The organism is Sulfuricystis thermophila, from assembly GCF_004323595.1.
Taxonomy (GTDB): domain Bacteria; phylum Pseudomonadota; class Gammaproteobacteria; order Burkholderiales; family Rhodocyclaceae; genus Sulfuricystis; species Sulfuricystis thermophila.
On record NZ_AP019373.1, the window covers coordinates 267,970 to 288,244 of the forward strand.

General features: G+C 65.5%; 20 protein-coding genes. 14 read left to right on the plus strand and 6 right to left on the minus strand.

What is annotated here, in order from left to right; genetic code table 11:
• Positions 1 to 58: 58 nt before the first annotated feature.
• Complete coding sequence (locus M52SOB_RS01435) at positions 59 to 1,432, minus strand: bifunctional aminoglycoside phosphotransferase/ATP-binding protein (protein ID WP_131110175.1); 1,374 nt, start codon at positions 1,430 to 1,432, stop codon at positions 59 to 61.
• A 10-nt stretch (positions 1,433 to 1,442) separates the two neighbouring features.
• Between M52SOB_RS01435 and M52SOB_RS01440 the strand changes: the two genes are divergently transcribed.
• The 3 genes from M52SOB_RS01440 (at position 1,443) to M52SOB_RS01450 (ending at position 3,278) form a co-directional block, all read left to right on the plus strand.
• On the plus strand, positions 1,443 to 2,351 hold the full coding sequence (locus M52SOB_RS01440; RefSeq protein WP_131110177.1) for a LysR substrate-binding domain-containing protein: 909 nt from the start codon (positions 1,443 to 1,445) through the stop codon (positions 2,349 to 2,351).
• 115 nt (positions 2,352 to 2,466) lie between these two features.
• Positions 2,467 to 2,931, plus strand: a complete 465-nt coding sequence (locus tag M52SOB_RS01445; RefSeq protein WP_284155258.1) for a Dps family protein — start codon at positions 2,467 to 2,469, stop codon at positions 2,929 to 2,931.
• Positions 2,928 to 3,278, plus strand: coding sequence for a GIY-YIG nuclease family protein (locus M52SOB_RS01450; protein WP_131110182.1), 351 nt, complete (start codon positions 2,928 to 2,930; stop codon positions 3,276 to 3,278). Before M52SOB_RS01445 ends, M52SOB_RS01450 begins: the two co-directional genes overlap by 4 nt.
• Here the strand turns inward: M52SOB_RS01450 and M52SOB_RS01455 are convergent.
• The 5 genes from M52SOB_RS01455 to M52SOB_RS01475 form a co-directional block, all read right to left on the minus strand.
• The gene (locus M52SOB_RS01455; protein ID WP_131110183.1) at positions 3,262 to 4,095 is read right to left on the minus strand and encodes an alpha/beta hydrolase; all 834 of its coding nucleotides are present in this window, start codon (positions 4,093 to 4,095) and stop codon (positions 3,262 to 3,264) included. The genes M52SOB_RS01450 and M52SOB_RS01455 overlap by 17 nt on opposite strands.
• 53 nt (positions 4,096 to 4,148) lie before the next feature.
• Entirely contained in the window at positions 4,149 to 5,168 is a 1,020-nt protein-coding gene (locus M52SOB_RS01460; RefSeq protein WP_131110185.1) for an HD-GYP domain-containing protein, read from the minus strand.
• 94 nt (positions 5,169 to 5,262) lie between these two features.
• The gene (locus tag M52SOB_RS01465; protein ID WP_131110187.1) at positions 5,263 to 5,727 is read right to left on the minus strand and encodes a putative toxin-antitoxin system toxin component, PIN family; all 465 of its coding nucleotides are present in this window, start codon (positions 5,725 to 5,727) and stop codon (positions 5,263 to 5,265) included.
• Positions 5,724 to 7,541 (minus strand): PHA/PHB synthase family protein, encoded by a 1,818-nt coding sequence (locus M52SOB_RS01470; protein WP_131110189.1) that lies wholly within the window; start codon positions 7,539 to 7,541, stop codon positions 5,724 to 5,726. Before M52SOB_RS01470 ends, M52SOB_RS01465 begins: the two co-directional genes overlap by 4 nt.
• Positions 7,542 to 7,546: 5 nt before the next feature.
• Positions 7,547 to 8,569, minus strand: coding sequence for an MBL fold metallo-hydrolase (locus M52SOB_RS01475; protein ID WP_131110191.1), 1,023 nt, complete (start codon positions 8,567 to 8,569; stop codon positions 7,547 to 7,549).
• A gap of 96 nt (positions 8,570 to 8,665) precedes the next feature.
• Here M52SOB_RS01475 and M52SOB_RS01480 point away from each other — a divergent pair, with 96 nt between their 5' ends.
• From M52SOB_RS01480 to M52SOB_RS01530, 11 genes are read left to right on the plus strand one after another with little or no spacing between them, the layout of a single operon-like run.
• A complete protein-coding gene (locus M52SOB_RS01480) occupies positions 8,666 to 9,070 on the plus strand; it encodes a MerR family transcriptional regulator (RefSeq protein ID WP_131110193.1) in 405 nt (134 codons plus the stop codon).
• A 50-nt stretch (positions 9,071 to 9,120) separates the two neighbouring features.
• Positions 9,121 to 9,594: a PaaI family thioesterase gene (locus M52SOB_RS01485; protein ID WP_131110195.1), complete on the plus strand. Its 474-nt coding sequence runs from the start codon at positions 9,121 to 9,123 to the stop codon at positions 9,592 to 9,594.
• Complete coding sequence (locus tag M52SOB_RS01490; RefSeq protein WP_131110197.1) at positions 9,591 to 10,757, plus strand: isovaleryl-CoA dehydrogenase; 1,167 nt, start codon at positions 9,591 to 9,593, stop codon at positions 10,755 to 10,757. Before M52SOB_RS01485 ends, M52SOB_RS01490 begins: the two co-directional genes overlap by 4 nt.
• 11 nt (positions 10,758 to 10,768) lie before the next feature.
• On the plus strand, positions 10,769 to 11,959 hold the full coding sequence (locus tag M52SOB_RS01495) for an acetyl-CoA C-acetyltransferase (protein WP_131110199.1): 1,191 nt from the start codon (positions 10,769 to 10,771) through the stop codon (positions 11,957 to 11,959).
• Positions 11,960 to 12,874: a DMT family transporter gene (locus M52SOB_RS01500; RefSeq protein WP_131110201.1), complete on the plus strand. Its 915-nt coding sequence runs from the start codon at positions 11,960 to 11,962 to the stop codon at positions 12,872 to 12,874.
• A complete protein-coding gene (locus M52SOB_RS01505; RefSeq protein ID WP_131110202.1) occupies positions 12,871 to 14,010 on the plus strand; it encodes an acyl-CoA dehydrogenase family protein in 1,140 nt (379 codons plus the stop codon). Before M52SOB_RS01500 ends, M52SOB_RS01505 begins: the two co-directional genes overlap by 4 nt.
• A complete protein-coding gene (locus M52SOB_RS01510; RefSeq protein ID WP_131110204.1) occupies positions 14,010 to 15,626 on the plus strand; it encodes a carboxyl transferase domain-containing protein in 1,617 nt (538 codons plus the stop codon). The genes M52SOB_RS01505 and M52SOB_RS01510 overlap by 1 nt, the downstream gene beginning before the upstream one ends.
• Positions 15,627 to 15,637: 11 nt before the next feature.
• A complete protein-coding gene (locus M52SOB_RS01515; RefSeq protein WP_131110206.1) occupies positions 15,638 to 16,423 on the plus strand; it encodes an enoyl-CoA hydratase/isomerase family protein in 786 nt (261 codons plus the stop codon).
• Between the two features lie 2 nt (positions 16,424 to 16,425).
• A complete protein-coding gene (locus tag M52SOB_RS01520) occupies positions 16,426 to 18,429 on the plus strand; it encodes an acetyl/propionyl/methylcrotonyl-CoA carboxylase subunit alpha (RefSeq protein WP_131110208.1) in 2,004 nt (667 codons plus the stop codon).
• Positions 18,430 to 18,437: 8 nt separating this feature from the next.
• Positions 18,438 to 19,340, plus strand: coding sequence for a hydroxymethylglutaryl-CoA lyase (locus tag M52SOB_RS01525; RefSeq protein WP_131110210.1), 903 nt, complete (start codon positions 18,438 to 18,440; stop codon positions 19,338 to 19,340).
• The gene (locus tag M52SOB_RS01530) at positions 19,337 to 20,254 is read left to right on the plus strand and encodes an MBL fold metallo-hydrolase (RefSeq protein WP_284155149.1); all 918 of its coding nucleotides are present in this window, start codon (positions 19,337 to 19,339) and stop codon (positions 20,252 to 20,254) included. The genes M52SOB_RS01525 and M52SOB_RS01530 overlap by 4 nt, the downstream gene beginning before the upstream one ends.
• Positions 20,255 to 20,275: the final 21 nt, after the last annotated feature.

Genomic DNA, 20,275 nt, shown 5'->3' on the forward strand with positions numbered 1-20,275 from the left:
TAAAGTGCAGAATTTGCGTATCTGCAAGGTTTTCCGTCACCAAACTGTAAGGAATTCCTTACACTCGTTCATCCTCGCCGGGAGGTTCGAACCAGCGCAACTGCTGCTGCATGACCTCGACCGTCGCTTCCGAAGCATCGTTGCGGCGGGCGGCGATGCGCCGGGCGAGCTCGTCGGGTGAGGCTTGGGGTGCGATCAGTTCGAATGGCACGCCCAGACGCCATGCCAGGCCGCGAAAATGGTCGCGCTCAGTGCGTCTCAGGAAGGCCGCATCGACGATCACCGACCAGCCGTCGCGGAGGATCGCCTCTGCGAGCTCGGCGAGCCGGCCATAAGTGCGCGCATTCGCCTCTGGGGTGTAGATCGTGCCGCCGCTCGCCGCATCGGGCGCCAGGCCGAACAGCCGTTTGCGCTCGACGTCCGAGCGGACGCGCACGGTGGTGAGAAACTCGGCGCTGGCGAGACGGCACGAGGTCACGTAGGTCTTGCCGCAGCCCGATGGCCCGCAGGTGATCGCAAGGCGCGGGGGTGGGGGAGCGGTGAGCCGCAATCCTTTGGCCAGATAGCCGTTGGCTTCCGCTGCATGGCCGGAAAGTGCGGCCACCTTGGCGCGCACCATCGCGCGATAGACGAGATAGAACCGCAGCAGCGCGAGCGCCGCGAAGTCGCCGCTCCAGACCAGCCATTCGTTGAGCAGCCAAGTGGCCAACCCCGGCTGGTCGTGGTCGAGCAGGTCGAGCAGTGTGAAGGCGATTTCGCTGGCGACGTCGATACAGCGGAAATCGGCGTTGAACTCGATGCCATCGAAGGCGACGATACGGTCGTCGAGCAGCACCAGATTGCGCAGATGCAGGTCGCCGTGGCCTTCGCGGATGAAGCCCCCGGCATGGCGGTGTTGGAATTCGCCGCGGCGGCGCAGCCATTCGGTCTCGGTCCAGGCGCGCAACCGGGCGAGCAAGGCGGCCTCGGCCGGCAACAGACGCTCCAGCTCGTCGAAATTTTCCAGCGCATCGGCACGCACGCCCTCCGGCGTGCCGAATGCCGACGCGGCCCGCGCGGCGCCGCGCTGGAAACCGGCGAGCTCACGCGCGAAGCGCGAGAGGTGATCCTGGGTCAATCCACCGCGGCGGCAGACCTGATCGAGCTGCTGCGTCTCGTCGAAACGGCGCATCTTCACCGCCGGCTCTCCGCCAAGATCGACGACGGCGAGATAGAGCTCGGGGGCGAAGCGGCGATTCAGGCGCAGTTCCTCCTGGCAAAAAAAGCGCCGTTTCTCGACCGTGCCATAGTCGAGGAAGGGCAGCGTCACCGGCTTCTTGATCTTATAGGCGAACTCGCCGGCGAGCAGCACCCAGGAGATGTGGGTCTCCCTGACTTCGACCGAGGCAGGGTCGGGCAGCGCCTGAAGGCAAGCGAGGGGCGGTTCCGGCATAATGTCCATTATGACGCTAACCGAACTGCGCTACATCGTCGCGCTCGCCCGCGAAAAGCATTTCGGACGTGCGGCCGAGAAGTGTTTCGTCTCCCAGCCGACGCTGTCCGTCGCGGTCAAGAAGCTCGAAGACGAGCTGGGCGTGATCCTCTTCGAGCGCGGCCAGCATGAAATCTCGGTCACGCCGGCCGGCGAGCCGATCGTCCGCCAGGCCGAGAAGGTGCTCGCCGAGGCCGCACGCATCAAGGAGCTCGCCGATACGGCCGGCGATCCGCTGGCCGGGCCCTTGCGCATCGGCGCCATCTATACGATCGGTCCTTATCTGCTGCCGCGGCTGGTGCCGCTGTTGCGTCAGGTCGCACCGCAGATGCCGCTGATCCTGCAGGAAAATTTCACTGCGCAGCTCATCGAGGCATTGAAGAACTGCGAACTCGACGTCGCGATCGTCGCGCTGCCGGTCGAGGAGCCGGGACTGGTGGCGCAGGCCGTCTATGACGAAGCCTTCCGCGTGCTGGTGCCGGCCCGGCATCCCTGGGCCAAGGAAAAAGCGATCGCCCCACGAAAGCTGCTCGATCAGCCGCTGTTGATGCTCGGCCGCGGCAACTGTTTCCGCGACCAGGTGCTCGATCTGTGTTCGCGCGCCGGCGCGGGTGGCCCGCAGGTGCTGGAAGGTTCCTCACTGGAGACGATCCGCTACATGGTGGCCTCCAACATCGGCGTCACCGTCATGCCGGCTTCGGCGGTCGATGAGCTGCCGAAGAACGACGCGCTGCTGCGCGTGCGGCCCTTCGTCGAGCCGACGCCGACACGCCGCGTCGGCATGGTCTGGCGGGCGAGTTTCCCGCGCCATCAGGCGATCGACCTGTTGCGCCGCGCGCTGCTCGATTGCCGGCTGCCGGGATGCACCGCGGCGAAATAGCCGCCGTCTATACAGCCGATTGATATATTTCGCTGGCATTGCCGGGACGGCAGGAGCACAATTCTCTCACGTTAACGGAAAGGAGACGACCATGAAAAAGCAATCTGCACCCCGCATCGACATCGGTATCTCGGACGCCGACCGCGCGAAGATCGCCCAGGGGCTGTCGCGTCTGCTCGCCGACAGTTACACGCTCTACCTGATGACACACAACTTCCACTGGAACGTCACCGGGCCGATGTTCAACACCTTGCATCTGATGTTCATGCAGCAATACACCGAGCAGTGGAATGCACTCGACATCATCGCCGAACGCATCCGCGCGCTGGGCCACCCCGCCCCCGGCACCTATCGCGAGTTCGTCAAGCTCGCCTCGATCAAGGAAGTCGAGGGTGTGCCGAAAGCGACCGAGATGATCCGGCTGCTGGTCGATGCGCAGGAAGCCACGGCGCGCACCGCGCGGAGCATGATCCCGCTCGTCGAGAAGGCCAACGACCAACCGACGCTGGACATCCTGACCCAGCGGCTGGAGATTCACGAGAAGACCGCCTGGATGCTCAGAAGCCTGCTGGAGGAATGAGGGCCCATCAGACCTACCAGCTGCTGATCGGAATCGCCCGCCCGCTACGGGTGCGTATCGGGCGGTTCGGGGAGTTCGATTTCCCTGCCGGCTGCTACATTTACACCGGATCGGCGCGGCGCAACCTCGAAGCGCGCATCGCCCGTCATCTGCGCAAGGAAAAGACCTTGCGCTGGCACATCGATTTCCTGCTCGCCGCGCCGGGCGTTTCCATCACGGGGGTGCGCCGTTATGTCGAGGAAGAGTGCGCGCTCAACCAGGCGACGCCGGGCAGCGTGCTGGTTTCCGGTTTCGGCGCCTCGGACTGCCGCGCCGGCTGCGGCAGCCATCTCAAGTTCCTGGGCTGAAGCGGGCGGCGAGCCAGTCGATCAGATCCTGTGCCGGCCTGCGCCAATCGGCTTCGAGCATCAGGCCGTGGCCCATGCCGCGATAGATGAACGGCTCGACACCATAGCTCTTTGCGGTCAGCGTCACCAATGACGCCGGAATGATGGCGTCCTGTGAGGCACCGACGATGCGTAGGCTATCGCGGCCGCCGGCCAGGTGTTCCAACACCTGCTGCGGGTGCGGCAGGTTGAACAGCATCATGTCCCAGATCGCGCGGTGTGATTCGGGCTGGGCGAGGCGGTAGTAACGGGCCAGATCGTCGAGCGACATCGGCTGTGCGAACAGCGCGTTCTTGACGGTGTCGAGGGCGACGCGCTGCCCAGCGAGCAGGCGGTTGAGATCGAGCAGCAGCCCGGGCTGGCTGAGGAGCATGCCGAAAGCCGCGGCACTGAGCCCCTGCGGCGGCACCGAGCACATCAGCACGGCCGCCGGCGCCGGATGGCGCTCGAGGTATTTCTGCACCACGAAGCCGCCCATCGAATGGCCGATCAACACCGGTGCCGTGCGTAAGGATGCGGCGACCTCGGCGACGTCGGCAACGTAATCGTCGATCGAATAGCTGTCGAGGTGCTCGCGGCGGCGGCTTTTGCCGTGGCCCGAGAAACTCAGCGCGTGATTCTCGAAACCGGCGGCGGCGAAGAAGGGCTGGTAATGCTCCCAGCACCAGGCGGCGGTGTAGGCGCCGTGCAGGAAGAGCAGCGGTGGAGCGTCGGGTCGAGGGTTTTGCGGCTGGAAGGAGAGGACTTCGAGGGTGTCGCGCGGGTGTCGATTTGGCATCGCCGCATTTTATGCGCTGTGCGGCCGGGATGCCGTCCCGCCAGCGCCGAATGTCAGGCGGCTTCCGCCAGCGTCCAGATCGCGCGCCAGTAGGCGGGCGGGATCGCGATGCCCCTCAGCGTCGTGAAGTCGCGGATCGCGGTGTGGGCACGGCGCGTATCGCGCCGCACCGGCTCGCGCAGCAGCCGACCATGCACGCCGAGGATCGCGACGACCCGGCGCGGCAGCGCCATGCCGGCAGGCATGTCGACGACCAGCGCGGTTTCCCGGTTGGCCAGCCGCACGACGCTGCCGGGCGGGCAGAGGCCCGTGAGCCGGCGCAGCGCTTCGATGAGGCGCGCGTCGAACTGCTGCCGGCTGCGCGAGAGCAGCCAGTGCAGCGCGGCGCGGGGTGTCTTGGCGCTGCGCAGCAAACGCTGCGGCGCGACGAGGGCATACCAGACGTCGGCGATCTTGAGGATGCGCGCTTCGAGGCAGATCTCGTCGCCGGCGAGCGCCGCGGGATAGCCGCTGCCGTCGAGCGCCTCGTGATGCTGGAGCACGGCCTCGATCCAGGCGAGATCGGCCCCCGGCGACTCGCGCAGCAGGTCGGCGGCGAGCTGCGGATGGCGTGCGAGCGTGATGCGCTGGGCAGCGCTGGGGATCGCGTGGGGCGCGACGAGGTCGTCCTGCAGATCGAGGCTGGGCAGGTTCATGAACAGCGCGGCCTTGGCGATCGTGTGCTGTCTGCGCGCGTCGAGACGGATGGCGCGGCCCAGATGGATGCCGAGAATCGCAGCGGCGAAGGCGTGACGTAACGACGGGCTGGCAAAGGGCAGATGCGGCGCCATGCCGAGGCAGACGGCCGGCGCGCGCTCGACGAGGCCGACGAGTTCGGCGGCCAGCGTCGAGAAGCGGATCACGTCCTCGACCCGGCAGGCCCAATGTTCGATCACCTCGACATAGGCCGTGGCGATGGCGGCGAGCCGCTCGCAGGGCGCGGCGCGCTCGGGCGCGATCGGCGCCGGCCGGGCGACCGTGTTGGCGTAGGCGGTGGCAAAGGATTCGGCAAAGGCGAGGGCGGAGGCAGACATGACGAAACCTCTGCAACATTCTTGCCAGGGGCCGATGGGATGATTTTCGAGCGAGACCGGCAGCAGCGATGGGTTCGTCGGCAAGATCTGCCGCTTATTTGCTCGAACGTGCCGTGTCAATAGCGCCGACTTTCTGCAGCGCCTCTTCGGGGGTGAGGATGGAAAACTGCCCACGAAGCCGCTGCCGCCGGTCGAGCTTCAGCAGCAGCTTGTCGGCGGTGACGAGCCAGTGCGCGTGGCCGTCACGGGCGAGTTCGAGGAATTTCTGGTCGTCGTGATCCTTGCAGCGCGGCAAGGCAGCCGCCTGCGGTGGCACGGCGTCGACGCTTTCGGCCTGGGCAAGATAGGCCGTATAGGCGGCCTCCTGCGCAACGCTGGCGAGCGCAAACAGTGGATAGCCGAGCACGCGCTTGAATTCGGCCAGACAGGGGGCGTTGGTCAGCGCGACCCAGCGGCCGGCGACCACCTCGCCCCACAAGGGGGCGAGGCGGCTGTCGGCAAAGACGAAAATGGAGATCAGCACGTTCGTGTCGAATACGACGCGAACGGCGGTGCTCATACGGTTTGCTGGTCGAGGCGGAATTTGACGTAGGACCCCGGCGCATCCTCGATCACGCCGAGCTTGCCCTTCACCGGATCGCGCGCTGGCACCTGCTCGTCGTTCAGCGACGTGACCCAGGCCTGCCAGTCGGTCCACCACGAGCCGGGATGCTGCTCGGCGCCTTCGAACCACTGTTCAGGCGTGTCCGGCAGGGTCTTGGCCGGGTTGGTCCAGTAGCCATATTTGTTGGCGGCAGGCGGGTTGACGATGCCGGCGATGTGACCGGAACCGCCGAGCACGAAGCGCACCGGGCCGGAAAAGCGCTTGGCGCCGAGATAGGTACTCTGCCAGGGGGCGATGTGGTCCTCGATGGTCGAGATGAAATAGGCGGGGTTCTTGATCTTGCGCAAATCGATCGGCACATCGTCGAGCACGATGCCGCCCGGCTCCTTGAGCAGGTTCTTCATGTACATGTTGCGCAGGTAGAAGCTGTGCATCGCCGCCGGCATGCGCGTGGAATCGGAATTCCAGTAGAGCAGATCGAACGGGAACGGGTCCTTGCCGAGCAGGTAGTTGTTGACCACGAAGGACCAGATCAGGTCGTTGGCGCGCAGCATGTTGAACGTAGTGGCCATCTCGCTGCCTTCGAGATAGCCGCGGCTGCGCATCTTTTCTTCGAGATTCGCCACCTGTTGCTCGTCGATGAACACGCCCAGCTCGCCGGGGATCGAGAAGTCGAGCATCGTCGTGAAGAAGGTCGTCGAGGCGAGCCGCTTGTCCTTCTTGGCCGCCAGGTAGGCCGCCGTGGTGCCGAGCAGCGTGCCGCCGAGACAGTAGCCGACGGCATTGAGCTCTTTCTCGCCGGTCTGCTCGCAGACCTTGTCGATCGCCGTCACCGCGGCTTCGGTGAGGTAGTCCTCGAAACTCTTCTCGGCCAGCCGCGCGTCCGGATTGACCCAGGAGATGCAGAACACCGTGTGGCCCTGATCCAGCGCCCACTTGATGAAGGAATTCTTCTCACGCAGATCGAGGATGTAATACTTGTTGATCCAGGGCGGGACGATCAACAGCGGGCGCTTGTATTGCGTCTTGGTGGTCGGATTGAATTGCAGCAGTTGCATCAGGTCGTTCTGGAACACCACCTTGCCGGGCGTCGTGGCGATGTTCTTGCCGAGTTCGAAGGCCGTGGTATCGGTCATCTTGACGCGCAGCTGGCCGTCGCCCGCCTCGATGTCGCGCAACAGGTTGTTCAAGCCCTTGATCAGGTTCTGGCCATGCGTGCGCACCGTTTCGCGGAACACTTCCGGGTTGGTGTGCACGAAGTTGGTCGGCGAGAGGGCATCGACGAACTGGCGCGTATAGAAATTCACCTTCGCCTGGGTCCGTTCATCGAGGCCCTGCACGCAGCAGACGGTGTCGTGGATGTGGCGCGCGGTGATCAGATACGACTGCTTGATGAAGTCGAACAGGAAGTGCTCTTCCCACTGCTCATCCTTGAAGCGCTTGTCGCCTTTCGGCGGCGTGGCGACCGGTGGTGTGTGCAAGCCCATGAAGCGCAGCATCGAATGCTGCCAGAGCGAGAAGTAATCCCAGACCAGATTCATCTGGGCCTGGGCCAGGCGATAGGGATTGGCGAGCAGCTTGGCCATCAGCTCCATGAACGCCTGTGCGACACCGAGCTCGTCCTGCGGCGGCACGATGCCTTTCTTGAGCTGGCGTTTGACGTGCTGGTTGAGCAGTTTCGCGGCGCGTTCGGCGACTTCGGCGTAGGTCTTGGCGATCTCCTGCGGGTCGGGCAGGGTGGGCTTTTCGGTTACCTGGGGCGTGCTCATGTCTCTCACTCCTTGTCGTGGGTTGTCGTGTAATGGATGATGCCGTCGTCGAGGCGGTGTTGCAGCTGACCATGACTTTCCAGGTGATTCAGATGGGCGATCGCCTCGCCCATCGCGAACATCGTCTGATGCGGATCTTCGATCGGCCGGCCGAACAATACTTCGAGCAATTCGCCGGCGCTGGATGGCCGTTTGGCGCAGGCTGCCAGCAGCTCGGCGCAACGGGCATCGTGATGGGCGACGAGTTCGGCGACGCGCGCGTGAAGGCCGCGGAAGGGCAGGCCATGCGAGGGCAGCACCAGCGTGTCTTCGGGTAGCCGGGTGAGGCGCTCGAGCGAGGCGAGATACAGCCCGAGCGTGTCGAGGTGCGGTGCGGCGGCGTAGCAGCTCACGTTGGTCGAGATGCGCGGCAGCAGCATGTCGCCGGCGATCAGCACGTTCGGATCGGCACAGTAGAGGCTGGCATGCTCCGGCGCGTGGCCGTGGCCGACGATCACCTGCCAGGTGTGTGTGCCGATCTGCAGCCGGTCGCCGTCGAAAAGCGGCCGGAAGGTTGCCGGAATCGCCGGCACGCCGCGCCGGTAGGCGTTGCCGCGCGCTTCCAGCGCGGCACAGCGCCCGGCATCGAGACCGTGCTGGCGGAACAGCTGCACCATCGACGCGACATCGAAAGGCGGAATGCCTGCGGCGATCGCGTGGGCGGTGAGATATTCGCCCTGCGTCATCGACAGCGGCGCGCCGGTTTCGGCCTCCAACCAGGCAGCGAGCCCCAGGTGGTCGGGATGGAAGTGGGTGACGATCTGGCGTGTCAGGTGCCGTCCCGGAAGCAGAGACTTCCAGGCCGCTTTGACACTGTCCATCGCGATGCCGGTGTCGACCGCGGTGAAACCGTCGCCATCCTCGATCAGCCACAGGTTGATGTGGTCGAGCGCGAAGGGCAAGGGCATGCGCAGCCAATGCACGCCCGGCGCGACTTCTAGGGTCGCGCCGACGGCCGGCGGTTGGGCATGAGGATGGCTGAGCGGCATGAGGTGAGCGTTGCCCGGTGATCGCAAATCTGTTTTACTGCGGCAGCGTTCCGGCTAGTTTATCTGAAACGGAAAACTTTTGTGCACTGCAACAACATGACTTCGACTGACCGGACTTCCTACAACATCGCCGATCTTTCGCGCGAATTCGGTGTGACGCCGCGCACGATCCGTTACTACGAGGATCAGGGATTATTGAACCCGGCGCGGGTCGGTGGCCAGCGCATCTACAGCAAGCGTGACCGCACACGGCTCAAGCTCACCTTGCGCGGCAAGCGCCTCGGCCTGTCGCTAGCCGAGATCCGCGAACTGATCGACATGTACGACACCGCGCCGGAGACTTCGCAGCTCGCCCGGCTGATCGAGGTGCTGGGGCGCCAGCGGGCCAAGCTCAAGCAGCAGCGCGAGGACATCGAAGCCGTGCTCGGCGAGCTCGACGCGTTCGAAGCCCAATGCCGCGCCCTGCTCGAAGCCGGCAAGGCGCGGCCCGAGTCGAGTTGACGTTGACGTTAACGTCAACATACAATCGGCCGAAAGCCTACGGAGGTCCCATGAGCTATGGCATCCCGCGCGGTGAGGCGCGATTCGAACCCCGCGATCCGCACTGGAACGAGAAAGTGCGGACCAGTTTCGCCAAGCAGGGGATCATGGGCCTGCTCGGCGCCACGCTGGTGGATGTCTGGCCCGGCGGCTGCGAGATCCATCTGCCCTATCGGCCAGAGCTCACGCAGCAGCATGGTTTCTTCCATGCCGGCGTGACCTCGACCATCGTCGATAGCGCCGCCGGCTATGCAGGCTTCTCGCTGATGGCAGCCAACACCTCGGTGCTGTCGGTCGAATTCAAGATCAACCTGCTGGCCCCGGCCGATGGCGAATTGCTGATCGCCACCGGCGAGGTGGTCAAGCCGGGGCGGACGCTCGTCATCACGCGCGGCGATGCCTGGGTGGTGAAGCACGGCAAGGCGACGCATTGCGCGATGATGCAGCAGACTCTGATGACCATGCATGGAAAGGCGGAACAATGATTGGCTTGAACTTCCAGCTCGGCGAAGAAATCGACATGCTGCGCGACACGGTGCGCGCCTTCGCCACCAACGAGATCGCGCCGCGTGCGGCGCAGATCGACCGTGACAACGAGTTTCCCGCCGATTTGTGGCAGAAATTCGGCGACCTCGGTCTGCTGGGCCTGACGGTGCCGGAAGAGGATGGCGGCACGGGCATGGGTTATCTCGCCCATATCGTCGCGATGGAGGAAATCTCCCGTGCCTCGGCTGCGGTGGGTCTTTCCTACGGCGCACACTCGAACCTGTGTGTGAATCAGATTCGCAGGAACGGCACCCCGGCGCAAAAAGCCCGCTATCTGCCGAAGCTGATTTCCGGCGAGCATGTCGGCGCGCTGGCGATGTCCGAGCCGAACGCCGGCTCCGATGTCGTCTCGATGAAACTGCGGGCCGACAAAAAGGGCGACCGCTATGTGCTGAACGGCAGCAAGATGTGGATCACCAACGGCGGGGATGCCGACACGCTGGTGGTCTATGCCAAGACCGATGTCAATGCGGGCCCGAAGGGCATCACCGCCTTCATCGTCGAAAAGGGCTTCAAGGGCTTCTCGCACGGCTCGCATCTCGACAAGCTCGGCATGCGCGGCTCGAACACCTATCCCTTGTTCTTCGACGACTGCGAGGTGCCGGAGGAGAACGTGCTGGGCGGCGTGGGCAATGGCGTCAAGGTGCTGATGTCGGGCCTCGACTACGAGCGCGCGGTGCTCGCCGGCGGCCCGCTGGGGATCATGGCCGCCTGCATGGACGTGGTGCTGCCCTATCTGCACGAGCGCGAGCAGTTCGGCCAGCCGATCGGCGAATTCCAGCTGATGCAGGGCAAGCTCGCCGACATGTACTCGACCTGGCAGGCCTGCCGGGCCTATGTGTATGCGGTCGGCCGCGCCTGCGACGCGGGCGACCATGCGCGCTCGCTGCGCAAGGACGCCGCCGGCGCGATCCTCTATGCAGCCGAGAAGGCCACCTGGATGGCCGGCGAAGCGATCCAGGCGCTCGGTGGCAACGGCTACATCAATGAATATCCCACCGGTAGGCTGTGGCGCGACGTGAAGCTCTACGAGATCGGCGCCGGCACATCGGAGATCCGCCGCATGCTGATCGGCCGCGAACTGTTCAACGAAACTGCGTGAAAGGAAACGAAATGAGTGATGCCATCGTAATCGTGGGCGCCGCCCGCACGCCGCTGGGCGGCTTTCAGGGTGATTTTTCCAGCCTCTCCGCCGCCAATCTCGGCGCCGTGGCCATTCGCGCCGCCCTCGAGCGTTCCGGCCTGAAAGCGGATGACGTGCAGGAAGTGCTGATGGGCTGCGTGCTGCAGGCCGGCCAAGGTCAGGCGCCGGCGCGTCAGGCGGCCCTGCAGGCGGGCCTGCCGCTCTCGGCCGGTTGCACCACGGTGCACAAGGTCTGCGGCTCGGCGATGAAGGCGACCATGCTCGCCGCCGACATCCTCAAGGCCGGCGGACAGGACGTGATCGTCGCCGGCGGCATGGAGTCGATGAGCAACGCGCCCTACTTGTTGCCGAAGGCGCGCGCTGGCTTACGGCTCGGTCACGGCCAGATCATCGACCACATGTTCTTCGACGGCCTCGAAGACCACTACTCGGCGGAAAACAAAGGCCGCCTGATGGGCACCTTCGCCGAGGATTGCGCGGCGCACTACGGTTTCACCCGCCAGGATCAGGACGCCTTCGCGATCGCCTCGACCCAGCGCGCCCAGCAAGCCGGCAAAGACGGCAGCTTCGATTGGGAAATCGCTCCGGTCACGGTAGCCGGCAAGAAAGGCGAGACGATCGTCAAGGCCGATGAGCAGCCGGCCAAGGCGCAGCTCGACAAGATCCCGCTGCTCAAGCCCGCGTTCAAGAAAGACGGCACGGTCACCCCGGCCAACTCTTCGTCGATCTCCGATGGCGCTGCGGCGCTGGTGCTGATGCGTGAAGCCGATGCGGCCAAGCGCGGCCTCACCCCCATCGCGCGTATCGTCGGCTACGCCACGCATGCGCAAGAGCCGGCATGGTTTACCACCGCGCCGGTCGGCGCGATGCGAAAGTTGTTCGAGAAAACCGGCTGGAGCGCCGAGAGCGTCGATCTCTATGAGATCAACGAAGCTTTCGCCGTCGTCACGATGGCGGCGATGAAGGAATTGAATCTGCCCCATGACAAAGTCAATGTGCATGGCGGTGCCTGCGCGCTGGGCCATCCGATCGGCGCCTCCGGCGCGCGCATCGTCGTCACCTTGATCGGGGCATTGAAGAAATACGGCAAGCGGCGCGGCGTCGCCAGCCTGTGCATCGGTGGCGGCGAAGCCACCGCGATGGCCATCGAGCTCGTCTGAGTGTTCGCCACCTACGCGAAACTCGTCGTCACTGCGGTGATCTGGGGCGGCACCTGGGTCGCCGCGCGCGTCGCGGTGCAGGAGGTGCCGCCGCTCGGCGTCGCCGTCTGGCGCTTTCTTCTCGCCGCGGCGAGCCTGCTCGTCCTGGTACGCTGGCATCACGGCCGCTTGCCCGCGCTGGATCGCCGCGAACTGTTGTTGGTGATCGGCTTGGGCGCGACCGGTATCTTCATTTACAACCTGTTCTTCCTCTACGGCATGCAGCACATCACCGCGGGGCGCGGCGCGCTGGTCGTCGCCACCACGCCGGTGATCACGCTGCTGGCGGCGGCGTGGCTGCTCAGGGAAGGCATGACGCGGCTCAAGGCGCTGGGCAGCGCGCTCGCCCTGCTCGGCTGCCTGACGGTGATCGGCCGCGGCGATCCCCTCACGCCCCTGCGCGGCCAGATCGGCAGCGGCGATCTGCTGATCCTCGGCTGCGCGTTGATGTGGTCGATCTACACGCTGATCGGCCGGCTCGGCACCGAGTCGCTGGCGCGACGCAATCTCGGCGCACTGGTGATGACCGCCTACGCGAGCTGCGCCGGCTTTCTGATGCTGCTGGTCACCGCCCTGATCATCGACCCGGCGCAGTTGGTCCCGCATTACTCGTTGCCGGCCTGGAGCGCGATCGCCTTCCTCGGCCTGCTTGGCACCACGCTCGGCTTCACCTGGTTCGCGGCGGCGGTGCAAAAGATCGGTGCGCAGCGCGCCTCGATCTTCATCAACCTCGTGCCGGTGGCCGCCGTGCTGCAAGGGGCGCTCTTGCTGCACGAGCGGCTCGATCCGTCCGTGCTCGCCGGCGGCCTGCTGGTGATCGCGGGCGTGATGCTGATCCAGCGGCCGGCACGGAATGCGAAGGAGGCAGCAGCATGATCCTGAACGACGACCAGACAATGATCCGCGACACGCTGCGCGCCTTCGCGCGCGAGCGGCTCGCGCCCAATGCGGCGCAGTGGGATAGGGAACACACCTTCCCGGCCGCGGCCCTGCAGGAACTCGCAGCACTCGGCTGTTGGGGCATGGTCGTGCCGGAGGAATGGGGCGGGGCCGGGCTCGATTACGTCTCGCTGGCCGTCGCTATCGAGGAAATCGCCGCCGGTGACGGTGCGACCTCGACGATCATTTCCGTGCAGAACTCGCTGGTCTGCGGCATCCTGAACCGTTACGGCAGCGAGGCGCAGAAGCAACGCTGGCTCAAAGGCGCGGCGAGCGGCGAACTGCTCGGCTGCTTCTGTCTCACCGAGCCGCATGTCGGCTCCGACGCCGCCGCGATCAGAACCCGTGCCGTGAAGGAGGGCGATCACTGGGTATTGAACGGCGTCAAGCAGTTCATCACCTCGGGCAAGCACGCGAAGATCGCCATCGTCTTCGCCGTCACCGATCCCGCGGCGGGTAGGAAAGGCATCTCCTGCTTCTGCGTGCCGACCGACACGCCGGGCTACACCGTCGCCCGCATCGAGGAGAAGCTCGGCCAGCATGCCTCCGACACCGCGCAGATCGTCTTCGAGGACTGTCGCATTCCCGCCGCTTGCCTGATCGGCGCCGAGGGGGAGGGCTACAAGATCGCGCTGTCGAACCTCGAAGCCGGCCGCATCGGCATCGCCGCGCAGGCGGTGGGCATGGCGCGGAGCGCCTTTGAAGCCGCAGTCGCCTACGCCAAGGAGCGCGAGGCCTTCGGCAAGCCGATCGTCGAGCATCAGGCGGTGGCGTTCCGGCTCGCCGACATGGCGACCCGGATCGAAGTCGCGCGCCAGATGGTCTGGCATGCCGCCAGCCTGCGTGATGCCGGCTTGCCCTGCCTCAAGGAGGCGAGCATGGCGAAACTCTTCGCCTCGGAGATGGCCGAGCGGGTGTGTTCCGATGCGATCCAGATCCACGGCGGCTACGGCTATGTCGCCGACTTCCCGGTCGAACGCATCTACCGAGATGTCAGGGTCTGCCAGATCTATGAAGGCGCATCCGACATCCAGCGGCTGGTGATCGCACGGGCGGTGACAGGAGAACCTTGATGTCCGTCATCAAATCGAAACTCGATCCGCGCAGCGAGGAATTCAGGGCCAACGCCGCCGCACTGCAGGCGCTGGTCGACGATCTGCGCGAAAAATCGGCGCTGGTGGGACGGCACGGTGCGGGCGGTTCCGAGGAGGCGCGCGCCAAACATCTGGCGCGTGGCAAGCTCTTGGTGCGTGACCGCATCGACGGCCTGCTCGATCCGGGGGCGCCGTTTCTCGAAATCGCGCCGCTGGCTGCCTGGGGGTTGTATGACAATGAAGTGCCGGCGGCCGGCCTCGTCGCCGGCATCGGCCGTGTCTGTGGCGTCGAGTGCATGATCGTCGCCAACGATGCGACGGTGAAGGGCGGCACTTACTATCCGCTCACCGTCAAAAAGCACCTCAGGGCGCAGGAGATCGCGCGCGAGAACCGCCTGCCGTGCATCTATCTCGTCGATTCCGGCGGCGCCTTCCTGCCGATGCAGGACGAGGTGTTTCCGGACAAGGAGCACTTCGGCCGCATCTTCTACAACCAGGCGAACATGTCGGCGCAGGGCATTCCGCAGATCGCCGTGGTGATGGGTTCCTGCACCGCGGGCGGCGCCTATGTGCCGGCGATGTCGGACGAGTCGATCATCGTCAAGAACCAGGGCACGATCTTCCTCGGCGGTCCGCCGCTGGTGAAGGCGGCCACCGGCGAAGTGGTGAGCGCCGAGGATCTCGGCGGCGGCGACGTGCATACGCGCATCTCCGGCGTCTGCGACCATCTGGCCGAGAACGATCTGCACGCGCTGTCGATCGCGCGGCGCATCGTCGCGAATCTGAACTGGCAGAAAGCCGTGTCGCTGGAACTGGCCGCGCCGGAAGAGCCGCTGTATCCGCCCGAAGAGCTCTACGGCGTGATTCCGACCGATACCCGCAAACCCTATGACGTGCGCGAGGTGATCGCGCGACTCGTCGATGGCTCGCGCTTCGACGAATTCAAGGCCCGCTATGGCACGACGCTGGTCACCGGCTTCGCGCGCCTCTACGGCTATCCTGTCGGCATCGTCGCCAACAACGGCATCTTGTTCTCCGAATCGGCATTGAAGGGTGCGCATTTCATCGAGCTGTGTGCGCAGCGCGGCATTCCGCTCATCTTCCTACAGAACATCACCGGCTTCATGGTCGGTAGGAAATACGAGAACGGCGGTATCGCGAAAGATGGCGCGAAGATGGTCACGGCCGTGTCGACCGCGCAGGTGCCGAAATTCACCGTGATCATCGGCGGCTCCTTTGGCGCCGGCAACTACGGCATGTGCGGGCGCGCCTACGGCCCACGCCTGCTGTGGACCTGGCCGAACAGCCGCATCTCGGTGATGGGCGGCGAACAGGCGGCGAGCGTGCTGGCCACCGTCAAGCGCGACGGCATCGAAGCGAAGGGCGGCCGCTGGAGCAAGGAAGCGGAGGAAGCCTTCAAGGCGCCGATCCGCCAGCAGTATGAAACGCAGGGCCATCCCTACTATGCGACCGCGCGGCTGTGGGATGATGGCATCCTCGATCCGCAAGAGACGCGACGTGCGTTGGGCTTGGGTATCTCGGCGGCGCTCAACGCACCGATCGAGCCGACGCGCTTCGGCGTGTTCCGCATGTAGGGAGATGACCCATGTACCAGAGCATCCTCACCGAAATCGATGCCGTCGTCGGCATCGTCACGCTGAACCGGCCGGAGCGCCACAACGCCTTCGATGAGGCGATGATCGCCGAGCTGGCCGAGGCGCTGCTGTCGATGGCCAGCGACCCGGCCGTGCGGGTGGTGGTGATTTCGAGCATCGGCAAGAGCTTCTGCGCCGGCGCCGATCTCAACTGGATGCGCCGTGCCGCAGGTTTCGATTTCGAGCAGAACCGGCGCGATGCCGGCGAGCTCGCCGAGATGCTGCGCCGCATCGCCGAATGTCCGAAGCCGGTGATCGCGCGCGTGCAGGGTCCCGCCTATGGCGGCGGGGTGGGCGTCATCGCCGCCTGCGATCTCGCGGTGGCGACCTTCGAAGCGCGCTTCGCGCTCACCGAGGTCAAGCTCGGCCTGATCCCGGCGGTGATCGGTCCCTATGTGGTCAACGCGATCGGCGAGCGTTATGCGCGCCGCTACATGCTGACCGCGGAAGCCTTCTCGGCGGCCGAAGCCTACCGCATCGGACTGATTCACGAGATGGTCGCCGATGAGGCGGCGCTCGACGCGGCGGTCGGCGAATGGGTCGAGGCGATCCTGAAGAATGGCCCGGGCGCCTTGAGCGAGGCGAAAGCGCTGATCAGGGCGATCGCCGGCGAGCCGTTGTCGCCGACATTGATCGAGGACACCGTCGGGCGCATCGCCCGTCTGCGCGTCTCGCCCGAAGGACAGGAAGGCATCGCCGCCTTCCTCGAAAAACGCAAGCCGAATTGGATGCAATGAGCATGTTCGCGAAAATCCTGATCGCCAATCGCGGCGAGATCGCCTGCCGCATCACCAAGACGGCGCGGCGCTTGGGGCTTCGCACCGTCGCCGTGTATTCCGAGGCTGACCAGACCGCCCGCCATGTGCGCCTGGCGGATGAGGCCCTCTGTATCGGCCCGCCGCCGGCGCGCGAGTCCTATCTCGCCATCGACAAGATCATCGCCGCGGCGAAAGCCAGCGGCGCCGAGGCGGTGCATCCTGGCTATGGCTTCCTGTCCGAGAACGAAGCCTTCGCCGAGGCGTGTGCAAAAAACGGCATCGTCTTCATCGGCCCGCCGCCGGCGGCGATCCGGGCGATGGGGCTGAAATCCGAGAGCAAGAAGCTGATGGCTGCGGCGGGCGTGCCGCTCACGCCGGGTTATCACGGCGACGAACAGGATGCCGAGTTCCTGCGCGAACAAGCCGATGCGATTGGCTATCCGGTGCTGATCAAGGCCAGCGCCGGCGGGGGTGGCAAGGGCATGCGCGTGGTCTGGAAGCGCGAGGAATTCCTCGATGCCCTCGCCTCCTGCCAGCGCGAAGCAGCATCATCGTTCGGCGACGATCATGTGCTGATTGAGAAGTATCTGCAGCGGCCGCGTCATATCGAGTTCCAGATTTTCGCCGACACGCACGGCAACTGCGTTCATTTGTTCGAGCGCGACTGTTCGGTGCAGCGCCGTCACCAGAAGGTGCTGGAGGAAGCGCCCGCACCGGGCATGACGCCCGAGCGGCGCGTGGCGATGGGTGCGGCTGCCATCGCTGCGGCACGTGCAGTCGGTTATGTCGGCGCCGGCACCGTCGAGTTCATCGTCGAACCCTCGGGTAGCTTCTATTTCATGGAGATGAATACGCGGCTGCAGGTCGAGCATCCGGTCACCGAGATGATCACCGGACTCGATCTCGTCGAATGGCAGTTGCGCATCGCCGCCGGCGAGCCGTTGCCGCTTGCGCAGGAGCAGCTCGCGATCCAGGGCCATGCGCTCGAGGCGCGCATCTATGCCGAGGATGCGGACAAGGGGTTTCTGCCCTCGACCGGCCGGCTGGTGCACTTCGCCCCCCCTACCGAAACACTCAACGTGCGCGTCGATAGCGGCGTCGAGCAAGGCGATGACATCTCGCCGCATTACGACCCGATGATTTGCAAGCTGATCGTCTGGGACGAAAACCGCGAGCGGGCGATCGCCAGGATGCTGCAGGCGCTCGCCGACTTCCGCATCGTCGGCGTGACGAGCAACGTCGGCTTTCTGTCGCGGCTGGTGGCCTGTCCGGCGTTTGCCAATGCCGATCTCGACACCGGCTTGATCGAGCGCGAGCACGACTTCCTGTTTCCGGCCGAGTCCAGCCTGCCGCCGCGAGAGGCCTGGCTCATCGCGGCGCTTGCGGAACTGCTGCGCGACCGCAACTTCGCCCGTGCCCATGCCCAGGCCAGCGCCGATCCGCACTCGCCCTGGCATTTGCGTGACGGCTGGCGCCTCAATGGCATGGCGCGGCGCACGATCCTGCTGCGCGTCGGCAATGCCGAACGGCGCATCGTCGCCGCTTATGACGGCGAAGGATTTCTGCTCGATCTCGACGACCATGCGGTGGCGGCAGCCGGCGAGCTGCGCGACGATGGCACGCTGCGCGCCGCGCTCGACGGCCGCCGACTGACGGCGACGGTGATCGCTGCCGGCGAGAAACGCCACGTGTTCTTCGATGGCCTGGGGTTCGTCTTCGCCGCCGTCGATCCGCTGCATCATGCCGGCGAAGGGGGGGGCGCGGAAGGCAGTCTTGCCGCACCGATGCCGGGCAAGGTGGTCGCGCACCTCGTCCAAGCCGGCGCGCGTGTCGAGAAAGGCACGCCGCTCGTCGTGCTCGAAGCGATGAAGATGGAGCACACGCTGGTTGCGCCCGCCGCCGGCATCGTCCAGGCCTTCCGCTACGCACCAGGCGAACAGGTCGCGGATGGGGCAGAATTGGTGGCCTTCGAACCCAGCCCCTGACAACCCACATGACTTTACCCACCACCGTTCGCCTCGTCGAGGTCGGCCCGCGCGATGGCCTGCAAAACGAACCGCAGTTCGTCCCCACCGCGACCAAGATCACGCTGATCGAACGCCTCGTCGACTGTGGTCTCGAGTGCGTCGAGGCCACCGCCTTCGTCTCGCCAAAGTGGGTGCCACAGATGGCCGATGCCGCCGAGGTGTTACGCGGCATTGCGCACCGGCCCGGCGTCTGCCATCCGGTGCTGGTGCCCAATGAAAAGGGTCTGGAAGCCGCGCTCGCCGCCGGCGCGAAGGAAATCGCCGTGTTCGCCGCCGCTTCCGAAGCCTTCTCGCAAAAGAACATCAACTGCACGATCCGCGAATCGCTCGAGCGCTTCCGCCCGGTGGTGGAACACGCCAAGGATGCCGGGATCAAGGTGCGCGGCTATGTCTCCTGTGTGCTCGGCTGTCCATATCAGGGCGAGGTCCCGCTTGCGGCGGTGACCGATGTCGCCTGGGCGCTGTTCGAGATGGGCTGCTATGAGATCTCGCTCGGCGACACCATCGGTACCGGCACGCCGGAGAAAACCAAGGCGCTGATCGAAGCGGTGGGGCGGCGCGTGCCGATCAAGAAGCTCGCCGGTCATTTCCACGACACCTATGGCATGGCGATCGCCAACATCTATGCCGCCTTGCAGAAAGGCGTGAATGTCTTCGATGCCTCGGTCGGCGGCCTCGGCGGTTGTCCTTACGCGAAGGGCGCTTCCGGCAATGTCGCCACCGAGGATGTCGTCTGGCTGCTCAAGGGGCTGGGCATCGACTGTGGCGTCGATCTCGACCGGCTGGTCGCTACCGCGCAATGGATCTCGGCCGAACTGGGCCGCGAACCGGCCTCGAAGGTCGCCCGGGCTCTGCTCGCCCGGCAATGAAACTGCCGCCCGCGATCCACGTCATCGAACGTGGCTGGCTCTCTTCCAACAACATCCTGCTGTTCGACGGCGATGTGGCGACGCTGATCGACAGCGGCTACGCCGGCCATGCCGCGCAGACCGTCGAACTCGTCGAGTCGGCGCTGGCGGGACGGCACCTGCGGCGCCTGATCAACACCCATTCGCACTCCGACCACATCGGTGGCAATGCAGCGCTCAAGCGCGCATTCGGTTGCGCGATCTTCATTCCCGCCGGTATCGAGCAACACATCCGCGACTGGGACGAACACGCCCTGCTGCTCACACCGGCGGCGCAGCGCGGCGAACGTTTCGATCATGACGGTGTCGTACGTGCGGGCGACACGCTGCGCATGGGCGGAATGGACTGGCGGGCGTATGCCGCGCCGGGACACGATCGCGACGCCCTGGTGTTCCACTGTCCCGATGTGCGGCTGCTGGTTTCGGGCGATGCGCTCTGGGAGAATGGCTTCGGCATCATCTTTGGCGAGTTGCTCGGACAGCCCGGCGCGCTCGCCGACACGCGCGCGACGCTCGATTTGATCGCCGGTCTGGAAGTCGAAATCGTGATTCCCGGTCACGGCCGGCCGTTCGCTGACGTGCCCGCCGCGCTCGAGCGCGCCTATCAGCGCCTTGCCGCCTTCGAGACTGATCCCGAACGGATGGCGAAGAATGCCCTCAAGGCCTGCTTCGTCTTCAACCTGCTCGACCTCGGCGGACTGCCGCGCGAACGGCTGGAGAGCCATCTCGCCAGCGTGCCGCTCTTCCGCGATGTCGGTACGCGCCTGCTGGGCATGGGCAGTGCCACGCTCGCGGACTGGCTGGTGTCCGAATTGAAGCGCGGCTGCGCTCTGGTGGAGCATGACGGGATGCTGCTGCCGACGATGGCGGCGTGAGTCGCCGAAGGCTGCCGGCTG